Raw genomic sequence first — 16,484 nt, 5'->3', positions numbered from 1 at the left:
GGCAATGCCTATGGGAAAAAATGAAAAAACATTCTGCTTAGAAGTGTGGGGGGATTACGCTTGCTTCACTAGGCCAGAGATGAAGGTTGAGCGGGTCAGTTATGATGTCATCACTCCTTCTTCGGCACGGGCAATTTTTGAGGCAATCTTTTGGAAACCAGCAATTCGCTGGCATATTCGAAAAATAGAGGTGTTAAACCCTATAAACTGGATCTCTGTGCGCCGTAATGAAGTTGGGGCGTTGGCATCTCGAAGTAAAAAAGAAATCTTTATTGAATCGAACAGGCAACAACGGGCAGGCTTATTTTTGCGTGATGTTCATTACCGAATTCATGCCTGGCTTGAGTATATACCTGTTGATAAACGTAAGAAAATTGCCTGCCAGGTCCCCGTTCAACTTTGGGATGATGGCGAAAAGGATCAAATTCAGGAAAGCCTGGATGCCTGGCAGAATGGTAAAGATGAAAATCCCGGTAAATACTTAGCCATGTTTGAACGCCGTGCCAGGAAGGGGCAATGCTTTACCCAGCCATATCTAGGCTGCCGTGAGTTCTCTGCCTTTTTCCGTCTTGTTGACCGTCCAGACCAGGAGAAGGCCAGGCCCATTCAAGATAATCGTGATCTGGGTTTTATGCTCTATGATTTGGATTTTACCAATCCAGAAAATCCGATCCCTGCTTTTTATCGCCCTGAAATGGTGAATGGGCGGATTGATGTGCCAGCTTGGCAGAGTGAAGAGGTGCGCAAATGATCTTGCAGGCACTATGTGAATATTATGAACGCAGGGCGGCGGAACCAAATTCAAAAATTGCGCCCATTGGTTTTGCATGGAAAGAAATTCCCTTTGTCATTGTTCTTGATCGGCACGGTAAGGTTGTAGACCTGCAGGATACCAGACAGATGAATGGCAAAAAGCTGGTGGGAAGAAAATTTTTGCTTCCTAAAGTTCAGGGTAGAAGTGGACAGAACGCTTGGGCAACAGCATGTTTATTGTGGGATCATTTTGGTTATGTTTTGGGGCACCTCAAAGGAGAAAGTAAAAAAGATGCCGCTAAAACGATCAAGCAGGTGCGGAAACAATTTGATTTGCTGTCTGAGAAAGAGAGACTGGAACCTGGTATTGCTAAGGCTTTGCAGTTTTGTGAAAAATATGAAATCGATGCTGAGAAAACGATACAGAGCTTTGGCTCATTTCGGAAAATTCTCTTAGGACTTCCTGAAAACTTGCAAGAGACCAAGGTGATTTCAACAGTTATTTCATCTTATAAGAAAGATAAGGAAATGGCTGATAAACAGCTTGGTACTTTTAAAAAAACAATAAACACACTTCCACCTGAATTGTTGGCGGATGAGGGAGTTGCAGCGGTTGTGTCTTTTTATGCAACAGCTGAATATCAAAAAGTTACGGGTTTTGATGCCTGGCCAAGTTGTCGAGAAATTAATGGCTGCAATCTTACCTTTCGCCTTGATGGTGATGCCGGGGGCATTGCTGAACGGGAGGCGGTTATAACCTATCAAAAATCTGTGGCCTTAGTTCCTGATGAAACGGAGACTCGTGAAGCGTATTGTCTGGTCACCGGGAAAAAACAGCCTATTCAGCGTCTTCATGCTGCAACTGCTATTGCTGGAGGAAAAAGTACAGCAGGTTTGGTTAGTTTTCAAAAAAACTCTGGTTATGATTCCTATGGCAAAGAGCAAGGGTTTAATGCTCCTGTCGGGAAATATGCCCAGGCAGCGTATTCCACAGCTCTATCAACTCTTTTAACTAGTAATAATCGTATTTTTGTTGGTGATGCAACCACCGTCTTTTGGGCAGGTAAGGCAACTCAAATAGAGAATGATTTTAGTCTGTTTTTTACTGACCCTCCAAAGGATAGTGATGATCCTGATGCAGGGATCAAGGCAGTGCGAGCCCTTTATGAAAGTATCTATACAGGGAGCCTTGCTGCAGAGAGTGATATCCCTTTTTATGTGTTGGGGCTATCTCCAAATGCTGCCCGTATTTCGGTACGATTTTGGTCACAAGGTACGGTTCTCAAGTTTGCTGAAAAGATTAAGAATCACTTTGATGATCTTGAGATTGTTCGTTCTGGCAAAGATCAGGAGTTCTTCTCACTCCATAAATTATTATCCCATACTGCCTTTGACTTTAAGATTAGCAATGTCCCTCCTAATCTAGCCGGGGCAGTTATGCAGGCAATTTTTGAGGGGAAACCATATCCCGTAACCCTGTTTCAGCAATGTATGAGACGAATTCGAGCCGAGCGTCATGTTAATCGAATAAGGGCGGCCATTCTGAAGGCGTATGTCAATCGTAGAAATCGTTATTATCATAAAATAGAGAATGAGGAGATATCCGTGTCACTTGATAAAAATAATATGAATCCAGCCTATCGGTTGGGTCGTCTCTTTGCTGTGTTGGAGAATATTCAGAAGAGGGCACAGGGTAAAGAAACCATTCGCGAGCGGTTTTATGGGGCAGCTTCCAGTTCGCCTGTTTCTGTGTTCCCACAATTGCTGAAATTAAAGAACCACCATCTTGCCAAATTAAAAGGTGGAGCAGGGGTCTATTTTGAGACCATATTGGGGGAAATATTTAGTGGTATTGTAGAAATTCCAGCCCACTTGCCCCTTGATGCTCAGGCTCGTTTTGCAGTGGGATATTATCACCAACGTCAAGATCTGTTCACCAAGAAAGAAGATAAAGAATAAAGGAGAGAGTTATGTCTGAAATTATAAAAAATCGTTACGACTTTGTATTGTTCTTTGATGTCCAGGATGGCAACCCAAATGGTGATCCTGATGCTGGAAATTTACCGCGGATGGATGCTGAAACGGGTTTTGGTCTTGTTACTGATGTGTGTCTGAAAAGGAAAATTAGAAACTATGTACAGTTGGTTAAGGAAGCAAAAAGGCCATTTGATATTTTCATTAAGGAAAAGGCTGTTCTTAACAATCTTATTGATGAACCTTATGAAACTGATGAGGTTAAAAAACAAGAAAAATCTGCTGAAAAAGTTGAGTCAGCCAGGCAGTGGATGTGTACAAATTATTACGATATCAGAACCTTTGGGGCGGTAATGAGTACGGGGAAAAATGCTGGCCAAGTTCGAGGACCTGTGCAGCTCACTTTCTCCCGTTCAGTTGATCCAATTATTGCCACTGAACATTCGATTACCAGAATGGCAGTGACTACAGAGGCAGAGGCTGAGGCACAACATGGTGATAATAGGACCATGGGGCGCAAATATACAGTGCCCTATGGCCTTTACCGGGCCCATGGTTTCATCTCTCCTCACTTAGCAAGTCAAACTGGATTTTCTGAAGAAGATCTTGAATTGTTATGGCAAGCCTTGCGTGATATGTTTGACCATGATCATTCTGCGGCCCGTGGTTTAATGGGAACAAGAAAGTTGATAGTTTTCAAACATGATTCTGCCCTTGGGAACGCCTCCGCTCAACAGCTTTTTGAGATGGTTGCTAATCCTAGATTAAAAGATCCTGCGAACCCAGCAAGGGCTTTTTCCGACTATACAAATATTGAAGTGACTGGTGATTTGCCAAGTGGGGTGACAGTATTGGAGGTTTGAGAGTGAGTTGGTTGTAACAGCCGTTGTCTGTCTTTCCTGGCAACGATTACCTTGGAAGAAAACAATGTCAGGAGTAGGTGTATGACCTTTGAGCAAGGTGAATTGATACTTTATCAGTTTTATGATGGAAAGGTTGGAGTCGATGTACGTCTTAAAGACGAATCGGTCTGGTTAACACTGAACCAGATTTCAGATTTGTTTGAACGTGACAAATCAGTGATTTCAAGGCATTTACGTAATATTTTTCAGAGTGGTGAACTTGTTAGAGAGGCAACTGTTGCAGAAAATGCAACAGTTCAACAAGAAGGGACTCGTGAGGTCTCACGAATTATTGAATGGTTTAATCTTGATGCCATAATTTCTGTTGGCTATCGAGTTAATTCAAAGCGAGGTACACAGTTCAGGATCTGGGCAACTTCGATCCTGAAAGAACATCTGGTACAGGGATGTACTTTAAATCAGAAGCGATTGGCAGAGAAAGGTCTTGATGATGCCAGGCAAATGCTGGGACTTCTAGCCAATACTTTGGAAGACCATAAACTGGTGAATGACGAAGGGCGAGGAGTGCTTTCTATTGTTACTGCTTATGCCAAAACATGGCAACTTCTCTGGCAGTATGACGAGGCTTCTCTGGCAATTCCGAAGAGTATGGATCTATTATCTGAAGCGTTAGAGATTGATCAAGCACGTCCGGCCATCAGTTCTTTAAAGCAGGAATTGTTGAGTAGAAGTGAAGCAACAGGCATCTTTGGTCAGGAGCGGGGCGAAGGTTTGGCTGGGGTTTTAGGTGCTATTCAGCAGACGTTTGGTGGACAGGATCTCTATCCCAGTGTGCAAGAGAAAGCAGCTAATTTACTATATTTCATTATTAAGGATCATCCCTTTGTTGATGGCAATAAGCGTATAGGTTCTTTTCTTTTTTTGCTGTTTCTCAGGTTGAATCGTGATGTGTTGGATTTTGATGATAAGGCTTTGGTGGCATTAACTCTGCTCATAGCATCAAGCGACCCAGCTCAAAAAGATTTACTAATTCGTCTTGTTATTAATTTACTCACAAACGAGAAAGGGTAGAAATGAGAATGGCCAGTGGTGTGGTATGGTATGACACAAATGTTTACTGAAGATAACTTACACATGCTTTCAGCTCTTCAGCATCTGCTGTTTTGTCCAAGGCAATGTGCTCTTATTCATATTGAACAACTTTGGGAGGAAAACAGGTTGACGGCTGAAGGGCGAATCATGCATGAGCGGGTGCATAAAGCAGGTCGGGAATCGCGTAAAGATAAAAGAATTGAGTATGATCTTCCTTTACATTCTTTGGAATTAGGCATAGCCGGACGGGCAGATGTCGTGGAGTTTTATAAGATAGATAAGGGGTGGCAGCCATTTCCAGTGGAATATAAACGGGGGAAAGCAAAAAAGGATGATTCTGATAGGGTTCAACTTTGTGCCCAGGCAATTTGCTTAGAGGAAATGCTGGGGATAGAGATTGAAAAAGGAGCTATGTTTTATGGGACAACACACCGTCGTTTGGAGGTCGTCTTTGATAACAGGCTTCGGCAAAAGACTCGGGATACCAGTGAAAGGCTTCATCTATTGTTGGCATCAAAACAAACCCCAAAACCTGAATATAGCAATAAATGTAAGAGTTGTTCTTTTGAATCCCTCTGCCTGCCCAAAGTGCTTTCGAAGAGAAAAAAAGTGGCCCACTATCTGGAGAAGATGCTGAAATGAAAAAGCACTTGAATACTCTTTTTGTGACTACTCAGGGGGCATACCTTGCCAAAGAGGGTGAAACTGTTGTTGTGAAAGTAGAGAAGGAGATTCGTCTTCGTCTACCTATTCATACTTTGGAGTCGATTGTCTGCTTTGGGAATGTCGGTGCCAGCCCATTTCTAATGGGATTTTGTGGCGAGCGTGGGATTACTTTTAGTTTTTTGACTGAGTATGGAAAATTCTTGGCCAGGGTGCAGGGCGCAGTATCCGGTAATGTGTTGCTTCGTCGTCAACAGTATCGAAGTGCAGATGATCTGGATTTCTCAGCCAGGATCGCTACCTCTTTTGTGACTGCCAAAATAGCAAATTGTAGACATAATTTAAAACGTATCCTTCGAGATCATGGTGAACGGATTGATTGTGAGGCTATTCAGGAGGCGATTCGGCGGTTGAATAATTCACTGGGACGTTTGAAAGCGGATTTGGATTTAGATATGGTTCGTGGAGTAGAGGGAGATAGTGGTCATGTCTACTTCCAGGTATTGGATCATATGATAGTAAAGCAGAAGGATGAATTTTATTTCACGAAGAGGTCGCGTCGCCCGCCTTTAGATCTTGTGAATTGTCTACTTTCTTTTCTCTACATGATATTGATGAACGATGTTCGGTCTGCGTTGGAGTGTGTAGGCCTTGATCCTGCAGTGGGCTTTTTGCATCGTGATCGTCCAGGGCGCTTTGGGCTGGCTCTTGACATGATGGAAGAGTTTCGACCCTGGGTGGATAGGATTGTCCTTTCTCTTATAAATCTTGGTCAGGTAAAGGCAAAAGGCTTTAAAGTGAGTAATGGCGGTGGGGTGCGGATGGATGATGAAACGAGGAAGATCGTTTTAACAGCTTATCAGAAGAAAAAGCAGGAAGTATTGGTGCATGCTTTTGTGGATGAAAAAATGCCAGTGGGTCTGCTTTTCCATACCCAGGCCTTGTTGCTAGCTCGGTTTTTCAGGGGTGATCTGGATGGCTACCCACCAATGATTTGGAGATGAGGTAAACGTATGTTTGTTTTGGTGAGTTATGATGTGAAGACAAGTGATTCAGGTGGATCAAAGAGATTGCGTAGAGTAGCCAAGACGTGTAAGGATTACGGGCAGCGTGTACAATACTCAGTATTTGAATGTATAGTTGACCCAGCCCAATGGGCAGTGCTGCGACAAAGATTGCTTGATGAATTTGACCCAAAGGCTGATAGCCTGAGATTTTATTTCTTAGGTTCAAATTGGCACAATAAGGTCGAGCATGTTGGGGCTAAGAAGGCCATTGATATGGAGGGGATTTTATTAGTTTGACGATGTCGCGAACCTTAATGGCACAGTAAAACCCTGAATGGTTCGCAGGTTATGTTTACTAGTTGAAATGTTAGTGAATATTGGCCACTGTGTTTTGTGGTTTTATTGTTGAGATCTGTAAATTGTTGTAGTTCGCAGCAAAGCCACATTGTCATCAGTAACTGTGAAGTATTGCAGGCTGACAGTCGCCCTCCATGCGGGGGCGTGGATTGAAACCATCAGGGGATATCATCGGAGTTCCGTCAGGGGTGGTCGCCCTCCATGCGGGGGCGTGGATTGAAACGTAAGATCCTTGACAGCGGAGAATCTTGTGATGTCGTCGCCCTCCATGCGGGGGCGTGGATTGAAACACCTGCCACATGGGTGAACAGGAGGTGATTTAAAAGTCGCCCTCCATGCGGGGGCGTGGATTGAAACTTTTTTAATCCACCCGGATGAGCGCAGCTTACTGCGTCGCCCTCCATGCGGGGGCGTGGATTGAAACAAGATTTAGAGGTTTCCGTAAGGAGACAAGTTGCGTCGCCCTCCATGCGGGGGCGTGGATTGAAACACGGGATTCGACACCAACAGAAATTGATCCATAGGTCGCCCTCCATGCGGGGGCGTGGATTGAAACATGCTTTTTTTGGTTGATAAGTACCCCTTAATCAGTCGCCCTCCATGCGGGGGCGTGGATTGAAACACAGCCACTTCTGATGATCCTGATCTCAGCGACCAGTCGCCCTCCATGCGGGGGCGTGGATTGAAACTCTGCTTCATCAGGCCCTTTTGGGGTAGTTTAAAGGTCGCTTCTGTATGAATGTATAGACTTAAGAATTGGTGGCGTGAAGTAGTAGAATAACGATATTTGTTTTTTTCTATGGAGCAGGGAAGGGTGTACCCAGTTCCCAGGCAAATTGTCGAAGTAGAACACCCAGATCAGTGGTGGTTTGCATAAGAAGGTTTTTTGCGTCAATCAGGCGGTTTTTACTGGTGAGGAGATCCTGCATGGAAGTCTGCTTGATCTGGTAGGACTTGAGGGATAGTCGTACAATCTCCTGCTGCTGCTGCAGGTGGATTTGCTGTTTTTCATATATATCGCGTAAGCTGGAAATTGTTTTTTTCTTATTGGCAATGGAATTGAAGGTTCTTAAAATAGTTGAATGTTCTTCTATGGAAGTAATATCGGAAGCCATAGTTTCTGTTTTGATATTACTGAATATTGTTCCGCCACTGAAGAGTGGTACGCTTAGAACCAGGCCAATGGAGCCCTCACCGTTGTAGTCGTTAAACTGCGTGTCTGCTTTTCTGTCAAACTCTCCTCGTACGAAGAGTGCCGGCCATTCCTGTTGCGTATATTTTTTTGCTTTGATTTTGCCGAGATTACGTTCGAGGAGAATCTTTTTATAGAGCAGGCTGTTGTTTACAAAAAAATCACGTAGCTCCGCCTCCGTTAATGCTTCAGTCAGAAATGGCTGCATCTTTTCAGTGCCTGTCTGTAATGCTGAAAAGCTGTTAATACAGCCTGCTGTACGTTGTTCACTGTTAAGAAGTTCTTTTAGCCAGTGCCAAGTGGGGTCATTCTCGGGGATAGCAGTGAAATCGAGAAGCTCCCGAAATGTGGTGTCACGTCTCTGTCCGTTGAGGTCTCTTCTGGCTTCAAGTTCCTTCAGGTTCGCCTGAGCTCTCAGTAGGGCCAGTTTGGTCTGGTCCCGTAAATCGTAACCACGCTGAATTTTGTTAACATGTTCACCGGAAATAAAAATGGAGTTTTCGAGATTATGCAGGTTGTAGGAGGCAACCATGTAGTTCCCAAGCAATTCATGGAGCCGGGCATCAAGTTCACGGGTTTTAATTTCAAGATTATTGGCTGCGAGCTCGTATTCTATCCGTGATACATCAATAGCCAGTGAAAGGGGACGGCGGTAGAGAGGAATATCCAGATCAAAATTCCAGTCTGTTATATCCTTTCCGTCAGTGTATGGGACTTCTTCTTCAAGGCTGGTCTGTATGGTGTCGTCGGCTAGGTCTTTGTTCAGGAAACGTTTCTGAGCAATTTCAAAATCGAGTTGTGGGGAAATTCTGTTGGCCCAGGCGGTGTATTGCTCTGCTGCTTTCTGTTGTTTCATTTTCCTGGCAACCTGAATATCAGGTGATTGTTCCCAGGTTTGCTTGAACAGTGCTTTATATACCTTGAGAATATCGGGCTCGGAACGTGTTGAACCGGGGCTGAAAAATTCAGTTGTTGCCTGGTCTTCTGTTTCTTTTGTAGTTATAGTTCTCGGTAGTGAAAGGCTGCTGGTGGTAAAAGAATCTGTCGTCTTGATCTCATGAAGACGGATGGATGTTGTATGGGCAGGAGTTGGAAGTAATAATCCTGTCAGCCACAGTGTACTTAAACACAACACCAGCGTACTGATGTTTGAACGAATTTTTGGTGACAATCCTAAGATGGCACAAAATGTCACAATCATGCAAATGAATACAAGTTAAGAGTAAATACTAACATACAGGATTAAAAACTATTCTGTACATGACATAAACAGATGCTACTCCATAATCCTATGTTATTAAAGTAGCTTTGTCACTGCTTAACTTTAAACAATTCACCTCTGGCCCTGAAAAAGATATCCGACAAACTGTCAGGTTATCCGGTTTTGTTTGTTCAACATGCACCATTCGCGTCAACCTGTTCCGCTTCTTGGGAAAGGTCTTCCTGGATAGCATTAACATCATTTAACCCGGCATCGTCTACCTGGTCTGTGGCATTGTCGTCTATGGTGTCAATTTCTTCAACCGATGAGAATTCTGATGTTTCTTCGGACTGACTGCAGGCAGAGAAGTTGTCAAGAGGAGAGTTATCGTTATCTTCCGATGCATTGGCTGATGTTGCTGCAAATCGATCAAGACTGCTGCTTTCGTCCTCTGAATTTGTTGACGACTCGGATTCAGTATCACTCGCAAGATCTATATGTAAGTTATCGGTATTTAATTCAGTTTCTTCAACCTCACTGCCAGCAATACTATGTAAATCAGTGGCATCATCTACAAGTTCTTCCTGAGGTTCCTGACCCACAGCTTCGGTAGTCGATGTCTCATCAGTTGTGTCTGTTGCTGCTTCATTTGCAGGATTCGTATTCTCATCGGTATTACTAACAGCGCTTGTTTCGTTTTCAGTAGTTACTGCAGGATCGTAATTGTTGTCAGCCGGTTCGTCAAAGAGATCATTGAGAGATATGGAGGGGAGTGAAAGCGCCAGGTCATCATCTGTGGGTGGATTCAAACTCTGTTGGCTGTCTTCCGTGAATGATTCTGAAACAGGGGTGTCAGCCTGAAGAACTGTGTCCTGCGTTACAATTGCTGTTTCCTGGGGTTCGGCCGCCTGTTCGCTCCCTTCAGCGTCACCTGGCAGAGTAAGGAATGGCATATTGAGAGAGAGATCTTCCATCGCTTCGCTATGGATGCCGTTTGCTTCAGTATCGGTTATGGAAGTATCAAATCCGGCTGTGGCAATCCCTGTTGCTATGGAATTATTTAACTGTTCGTCAAGTATGGATTCTTCTACTATTGTCCTGTCATCCATCGCGAAGTTGGTGTGAAGCACCACATCTTCAAAATCAGCATCCCCAAGGTCGGGTAAGTCTTCTATTTTGATGAAGGTACCACCTTCACCATCTGATTCGAAATGAAAATGATCCTTGCCGTCGGGGTTAAAACCAGGTTCGGTAAAATAGACGGGGTGTGTGGCGGGTTCTCCATCAATCAAAAGTATTGGTTTGTTTCCGCTGGTATCAAAGCTGATGCTGCTTTCAGCATCCACCTCATTTGCACCGTTGGCTATGATGAAAAACTCATGATTTCCAGGTTCCAGATCGGCAAGATGGGTGCCACCTGCCATGCCATTTTGATCGTCGATTATCACGGTACCACTGACAGGATTGCCTTGGTCGTCGGTTTCATACATTCCGACGACATTTTTATAGCCAGCTGATTCAGAAACATAGGTGAGGTCGTTATCTGTTCCTGCAACGGTGATCGTAGCAGTGGCTGTATCGGTCCCCCCCTGGCCGTCATCGATGGTGTAACTGAAGCTGACACTGCTTGATTCTCCAGTTTCAAGGGAATCGAGCTGAGCACCCGGTACAAAGCGAATCTGCTGTTCGCCGTTTTCTGTTACAAGTTCGGTGGTTCCCACCACCTTGCCGTCTGCATCCACCGGTGTACCCACTGCCACGATACTGAGGCTGTCCCCATCAACATCGCTATCATTAGCAAGAAGGGTGTCAGCGTTGATGGTGAGTCCTGTGTCTTCATCAGTGGCAAGAGGACTTTCCTCTGAGAAGGATACGTCTCCTGTGAGGGTTATTTGATAGGGGCCGGTATCCTGGGCATGGTCATAGCGTATATTCTGATCAGAGTTGTCGTTATGGCCATTTGCTACTTCATCCTGGGTAAGCTCCCAGGACCCGATGGCAAGAGAGTAATTACCGGGAGGCAGATCATCGACCTGGATATAGGAGTCCTGAATATGAGAGAAGTAATCATTGGTTGAACCGTCACCGGTCTGCATGCTGCTGTCGTCATTCATGGCGACCTGGTTCCCGTCCTCGTCATAGAGACGCATCATGGTGTCGATGTGGTTCTTAGCACCGTCACCGTCAATGTCAGTGAAGTTTGTGCCACTCTCCGAAAGGGTATCGATGGTCAATGGTCCTCCGCCATGGTGAAATGTCCACTGGTCAACACTCGACCCCGTGTCACCTTCAGTGACAATTTCACCTTTGACCACGATGGTATTGCTTTCCGTTGAGACAATACTGCCGCCTTCGGGTAGTTCAAAGGCTTTGATGTCAGCTATGTCAGCGATGGCCTCTGGAGCAGTATTTTCCACCACACTGTTTGCTGCCTGATCACCGTCAGAAAGCTCGCCACTGGCTGTTCTGTCATCCATCTCGAAGTTGGTGTGAAGCACCACATCTTCAAAATCAGCATCCCCAAGGTCGGGTAAGTCTTCTATCTTGATGAAGGTGCCACCTTCACCGTCTGATTCGAAATGAAAATGATCCTTGCCGTCAGGGTTAAAACCTGGTTCGGTGAAATAGACGGGGTGGGCAGCGGGTTCTCCATCAATCAAAAGTATTGGTTTATCTCCGCTGGTATCAAAGCTGATACTGCTCTCAGTATCCACCTCATTTGCACCGTTGGCTATAATGAAAAATTCATAATTGCCAGGTTCCAGATCGGCAAGATGGGTGCCACCTGCCATGCCATTTTGATCGTCGATTATCACGGTACCACTGACAGGATTGCCCTGGTCGTCGGTTTCATACATTCCGACGACATTTTTATAGCCAGCTGATTCAGAAACATAGGTGAGGTCGTTATCTTTTCCTGTGACGGTGATCGTAGCGGTGGCTGTATCAGTTCCACCCTGGCCATCACTGACCGTGTACGTGAAGTTGACATTTGTACTCTCACCTTCCGCAAGAGCATCAAGGGCATCACCAGGGGTGAATACGATGTTGCCACTGTCATCCTGGGAGGCGGTGCCAACAATATTGCCATCAACATCAAGCACATTTTCGGATACAGCGGAAATGGACAGAGTGTCTCCCTCAACATCTGTATCGTTGGCAAGGAGACTGTCAGCAGTGACAACAATGGAACTATCTTCGTCGGTCACAATTGTCTGGTCGGATGCTACTTTAACCGAGACATTATCGTAGCTGATGCCGCCGTCATTGTCGTCAGTGTTAAGGCCGATCGTGTTAATAGCAGGATGTTCATCTACTGCTGTCAGCATTTCTTTACCATCAACCATAATAGCTATACCATTATCGTCGGACACATTTACTGACAAGTTGAAATCACTGGGCAGATCTGCCTGATCTATTTGATCAATTATTGTTTGGTGGCCATTTTCAACTTTGATTAACTGGAAATCTTTATGGGTACTGCTTTCTGAGTAGTTTTCGGAGTAATCATCCCACTTGACCATGTAGTAATTACTGTTGTCTTCATATCCAAATGTAATTCCAACATTATTATTTCCAGTTTGTCCAGAGTTGGCATGAACGTCCACCGAAACTTCAAAATTGGTGCTTTCTGCATCATCACCCATGTTATGGGCCATGATTCCTCTTGCGGAATTACTTCTTTCGCCAATAGCACCATCAACAGCTTGCCAATTGCCAGTATCAGCGTCGTTGTAACTAATCTCAGTCCAGCCATCAGTATTGCCATCGTTAAAATCATCCTGGAAGACTGTTGCGAGTTCTGATACTGTACTGTCGTTTATTGCAACGGGGCCGTCATTGCTTCCATTAATGGTAATGTTCAGTGTTTCAGTTCCTGCTTCTCCTGAGTGGTTTTCAAGGACATTGACAGCGAAGGTCTCTGTGAGCTGTTCACCATCATGAAGCATTTGTACATCGTTATTGGCATCATTGAGTTCGTAAGAATAACTGCCATCCTGGTTAAGGGTTAATGTACCATAGGTACCGTCAATAGATGTTGTATCTTCTATTGGAATATCATTATTAATAACCGATACATTGTCATAACTGATACCGCTATCGTTATCGCCAGTATTGAGGCCAATTGTGTTGATGGCTGGATGTTCATCTGCAGCTCTGAGTTTTTCTTCACCGTCAACAGATATTGATATGCCGCTATCGTTGGATACATTGACTGATAATGTGAAATCACTGGGTAATTCGGCGTGATCTATCTGGTCAATTATTGTTTGGTGGCCATCCTCAACTTTGATCAGCTGAAAATCTTTGTGGGTGCTGCTTTCTGAATAGTTGTCGGAGTAGTCATCCCATTTAATCATGTAATAATTGGCATTGTCTTCATAACCAAAGGTAAGGCCAACATTGTTATTGTACGTATCCCCGGCATTGGCATGTATATCAACTGATACCTCGTAATTGGTGCTGTCGGCAGAATCCCCCATGTCATGGGCCATGATTCCCTTTGCTGAGTTGCTTTTTTCACCAATAGCCCCGTCAACTACCTGCCATCTATCAGTATCAGCGCCATTGGAACTGATTTCTACCCAGCCATCAGCATTGCCATCATCGAAATTATCCTGGAGAACAGTGACTCCAGATAATCCAGTCACACTGAAGTTGCTCCCGTTGTTTGCATCGGTATCATTGGATAAAATATTGCCTGTAAGAACTACAGCACTGTCTTCTGAAATATTTGCGTTATCATCGACCAATATGGGTGCTTCCTGTGGCACACCATCCGGATAAAAGGTCATGCTTCCCTGCCATGGCATAACTTCGCGTCCAGAGACGTCAGCACCATTACTGGCAATGTATTGGGACACTTCGATATCCTCAGCCTGCAAGGTCGTGCCTCCGTCAATACTTCCGTCATCGTTGACAGTGCCTCCGATATTCAACTCTTTTACTACAAGGTTTCGATCTTCGGTGGTGATTCCGTCACCATCCCTGTCACTGGAGGTATCATAGGCATCGTTAATGAATTCAATTGAAACAGAATCGACATCAGTTCCTTGGGGTACCCTGAAAGTCACCAGTTCCACATCATTTCCGTCTCGGACAACATGGTTATCTTCAATATGGCCACGGTTGGCTTCAACTGAAAAAGTGTTCTGGCCGTCAATTTCCAGAGGTTCGCCGTTGACCCTGATACGGTAGTGGGGGGATCCGGCACCTACATCTTGAATGTTTTTTGGGTCGTAATGATCTCCTGTTACTGTAAAGGTAACAGCAGTGCCATTTACATCACCACCAAGATCGGTTGTTTTGATAATGTCAACATCTTCAATCTGTACCTGGAAATCACTGGTGCTCGAGGTGCCGTCTGCACTGCTTGCCTGGATATGCAGGGTGTGACTGCTTTCAGTTTCGTAGTCTATCAGGCTACGATCCTGAAGAGTAACAACGCCACTTTCTCTATTAATACTAAATGGACCATTGGTGATTTCATTTCCTTGATCATCTACGAGTGTATAGAGTATGGCGTCTCCATCTGCATCGGTTGCCAGTCCAGAGAGGTGGATTTCTGTGCCGTCTGCGGCATTCTCCATAATAGTGTTTGGTGCTGTGTTGCTATCTGACACTACGCTAATGGCGTCATTTGTACCGGTTATGGTCATGACCAGATCATGGGTACTGCCATCAGCAGAAGTTACCGTGAGGGTATCGGTAACAGTATCACCAGTACCGAGCTGCTGCACTGTGTCAGCGTCGTTGTTGAGATTGTATGTCCACGATCCGTCTGTCGCAACGTCAAGAAAACCGTATGTTCCTTCAATCGTTTCAGCGGTAAAGTGGGCCTCATCTGCGTCGGGATCAACAACAGTCAACTGACCTGACGCTGTTTGAAGGGTATCTTCGGCAAGTATAGCTCCACTACCACTGATAACTGCTTCGTCGGGCGCTGCTGTGATAGTGACTGGAAGGACTGCAGTGCTGGTTGAAGTGGAACCATTGGAATCGGTTGCCGTGACCGACAAATTGATTTCAAAATTGTCGGAATAATCTTTTGGTGGAGTGAGCTGTAGTCCTTCAAGGTCGTCTTGTGCAACACTCCAGGAACCATCAATGTTTTGTGTTCCGGCGGATACAATGGAACCTTCAGGAAGGCCTGATAGTGTGATTGCTGAGAGTATTTCTGAACCATCAAGCTCGGTGAGAGCAGTGCTGATGTCGAGGGTAATTGCCGTGTCTTCTGTGCCGGTTGCGGCGACAGTTGTTAGCTCTGGCGTGTCGGGAACAGCTTCTATAAAAAAATCGATGATTTCAGATCTGGAGTTTTGCTGACCGCCATGGCTTTCTGTGCTGGTTGCGGTGACCGTAAGACTGAAGTCTTCGTCGCTATTGGCAGGTGGTGTCAGGCTGAGATTTTCGAGCTGATCCGGAGTGAGCTGCCATTCTCCATTACCAAGGCTTGTACCGGCTGAAAGGAATGCTCCTTCAGGAACACCGCCTATGGTGATAGCAAGGGATTCTGAACCGTCGGTGTCTGTAAGCTGACTTGAAATATCAATTGCTATCATTGTATCTTCGACACCGATAGCATCAGCTGTGGTCAAAATAGGCGCGGATGCACTACTTTCTGTGATTATTTCATGGTCAGGTACAGGTTCAGGGGCAGATCCAGGAGCTGTGGTGGGTGTTTGTGTGGAGGGATCAACAGCGTCACTAATCTCTGATTTCTGCTGTAACTCCGATACGGTGGCTGTGTTCCTTTCCTGACTGCTATTCTCCAGGGGGAGATCTTCCGGAGGCGTTTCTGTTGCTGCAGGCTGGGCCAATCGTGTTGTAGATTTGTTTTCAGTCGCAGTGCGTCCATGTGATTTGGCTTCATCAATATGTTCTTCAAATTTCAGTGTGTCACTTCCGCTGGATGTAACAAGACTTTCAGCTTCAGTCGTATGTTCGTATGCTGCAGATGTGGCCGATGGTGTGTCGGTTCTGTTCAGGGAATCCATGTCGGGTGATAAGCCCCGTTGGGATTCGTCTGAAAATTCCTCTGGGCCGTTGTTGTCCTGTGTCTCTTTACCTTCATTAGCAATTGACTGATAGTTCAGGGCATCCCCGGAGAGAGTGTCGCTTTTATTCAGCTCAGTAGTCGCTTCAGTTCCTGTATGAATGTTGCCTTGATAGGATGCATCGTCGACAAGGCGTCGCTGGGTCGTCCATTTCTTTGCCTTAAGGGTTTCTCCTGCTACTCCCTGCTGGTCAAGATCCATCCAGTCCTGTTGAGTATTCTCTGTTGAATTGCCAATGGGGCTGGAAGAAGAGCTAACTGGATTGTTCTCTGAAGACATAAGGACTCCGATACTCTATTTTTTGGATAAACAGTATGGCGAACA

9 protein-coding genes and 1 CRISPR repeat array are annotated in these 16,484 nt (G+C 45.1%); of the genes, 7 read left to right on the top strand and 2 right to left on the bottom strand.

Features of this window, described 5'->3' with window-relative positions; genetic code table 11:
• Positions 1-10 precede the first annotated feature (10 nt).
• From cas5c to cas2, 7 genes are all read left to right on the top strand, one after another.
• A complete protein-coding gene (cas5c, locus tag UWK_RS17505) occupies positions 11-751 on the top strand; it encodes a type I-C CRISPR-associated protein Cas5c (RefSeq protein WP_015405728.1) in 741 nt (246 codons plus the stop codon).
• Positions 748-2,712 carry a type I-C CRISPR-associated protein Cas8c/Csd1 gene (gene cas8c / locus UWK_RS17500; RefSeq protein WP_015405727.1) on the top strand — a complete coding sequence of 655 codons (1,965 nt, stop codon included), beginning with the start codon at positions 748-750 and terminating at the stop codon, positions 2,710-2,712. Before cas5c ends, cas8c begins: the two co-directional genes overlap by 4 nt.
• Before the next feature lie 11 nt (positions 2,713-2,723).
• On the top strand, positions 2,724-3,590 hold the full coding sequence (cas7c, locus tag UWK_RS17495; RefSeq protein WP_015405726.1) for a type I-C CRISPR-associated protein Cas7/Csd2: 867 nt from the start codon (positions 2,724-2,726) through the stop codon (positions 3,588-3,590).
• An 81-nt stretch (positions 3,591-3,671) separates the two neighbouring features.
• A complete protein-coding gene (rhuM, locus tag UWK_RS17490) occupies positions 3,672-4,661 on the top strand; it encodes a virulence protein RhuM/Fic/DOC family protein (protein WP_015405725.1) in 990 nt (329 codons plus the stop codon).
• Between the two features lie 30 nt (positions 4,662-4,691).
• Positions 4,692-5,324, top strand: a complete 633-nt coding sequence (cas4, locus tag UWK_RS17485) for a CRISPR-associated protein Cas4 (RefSeq protein WP_015405724.1) — start codon at positions 4,692-4,694, stop codon at positions 5,322-5,324.
• Positions 5,321-6,349 carry a type I-C CRISPR-associated endonuclease Cas1c gene (cas1c, locus tag UWK_RS17480; RefSeq protein WP_015405723.1) on the top strand — a complete coding sequence of 343 codons (1,029 nt, stop codon included), beginning with the start codon at positions 5,321-5,323 and terminating at the stop codon, positions 6,347-6,349. The genes cas4 and cas1c overlap by 4 nt, the downstream gene beginning before the upstream one ends.
• A gap of 9 nt (positions 6,350-6,358) precedes the next feature.
• Positions 6,359-6,649, top strand: coding sequence for a CRISPR-associated endonuclease Cas2 (gene cas2 / locus UWK_RS17475; protein WP_015405722.1), 291 nt, complete (start codon positions 6,359-6,361; stop codon positions 6,647-6,649).
• 184 nt (positions 6,650-6,833) lie between these two features.
• Positions 6,834-7,398: direct repeats of the CRISPR family, unit length 32 nt; unit sequence GTCGCCCTCCATGCGGGGGCGTGGATTGAAAC.
• A gap of 108 nt (positions 7,399-7,506) precedes the next feature.
• Here cas2 and UWK_RS17470 read toward each other — a convergent pair.
• Together UWK_RS17470 and UWK_RS17465 are read right to left on the bottom strand one after the other, a co-directional pair.
• Complete coding sequence (locus UWK_RS17470) at positions 7,507-9,036, bottom strand: TolC family protein (RefSeq protein ID WP_167320767.1); 1,530 nt, start codon at positions 9,034-9,036, stop codon at positions 7,507-7,509.
• A gap of 257 nt (positions 9,037-9,293) precedes the next feature.
• On the bottom strand, positions 9,294-16,439 hold the full coding sequence (locus tag UWK_RS17465) for a VCBS domain-containing protein (protein WP_015405720.1): 7,146 nt from the start codon (positions 16,437-16,439) through the stop codon (positions 9,294-9,296).
• Between the last annotated feature and the right edge of the window lie 45 nt (positions 16,440-16,484).

This window comes from Desulfocapsa sulfexigens DSM 10523 (assembly GCF_000341395.1).
Taxonomy (GTDB): Bacteria; Desulfobacterota; Desulfobulbia; order Desulfobulbales; family Desulfocapsaceae; genus Desulfocapsa; species Desulfocapsa sulfexigens.
The sequence above is the reverse complement of the archived record's forward strand: the minus strand, read 5'-3'. Positions and strand labels throughout refer to the sequence as shown.